Source organism: Paenibacillus dendritiformis (assembly GCF_015845845.1).
Taxonomy (GTDB): domain Bacteria; phylum Bacillota; class Bacilli; order Paenibacillales; family Paenibacillaceae; genus Paenibacillus_B; species Paenibacillus_B dendritiformis_C.
Window position 1 is genome coordinate 52,493 of the sequence record NZ_LDIG01000298.1, and the last position, 799, is coordinate 53,291.

Here is a 799-nt window from a genome sequence, read left to right on the forward strand (position 1 = left end):
CTGAATGACCAGAAGTTCCTTGTACATGCGGCGTGGCAGCCGCGTCAGGCCGCCCGTGGAGGCAAGTTCGGCGATGATGCGCAGATTGCGGGAAACGAACCGCAACTGCTTGCCGATTGCTTTGCGCATCGTGCGCGGCTTCACGCGCCTTTGCTTGGCAATCGCCAGATAGGCTTTGCGGGCACGCTCCCGGTATGTTCTTGGCTTGCGAGTCTTTCCGCGTTCCGGTTCATGCAGGATGTCGATGATTTTCTCCAGCTTTTCTCTGGCCTGATTCAGAAGAGACAGATCCGTCGGGTAGGCGATGTCCGCCGGCGCGCAGGTCGCATCCAGCAGCAGTTCGCCCTCGTTCGTCAGTTCCATCTGCCGCGGCTGCGGTTCTGACGGCTCGTCGGACGCTGCGGCAGTTCCGCTGCCAGGTTCATTGTCGTCCGATGAATCATCCGATTCGCTGGACTTGCGCGCTTCTTCAAGGGCGATCCACTCATTCACTTCATCAAGGATCTCGCCGCCCAGCCGCTTGCGGAAGTGTGTCATGAGAGAATGGTGAAACGGACGGCGGTACTGGTATTCCGGCAGACCGAGGAAGTACTGCAGATACGGGTTCTCCAGAATCTGACGAAGCGTCTCCCGATCGTCGGTGCCGAGCCGCTCCTGAATAATGAGGGCGCCGAGCGCGACACGGATCGATACGGCCTTTTGACCCTTGAGGCTCTTCTTAAAGTTCTTCGCATATTTCTCTTCGAGCTTCCACCACGGAATCATCTGGGCCAGCAATACCCAGCGGTTATCTTCCGCA

The 799-nt window shown here is 58.2% G+C and carries 1 protein-coding gene; it reads right to left on the reverse strand.

Going from position 1 to position 799, the window contains the following annotated elements; translation table 11 throughout:
* A partial coding sequence (locus ABD76_RS28960) for a transposase (protein WP_197260314.1) occupies positions 1–799 on the reverse strand: 799 nt, incomplete at both ends.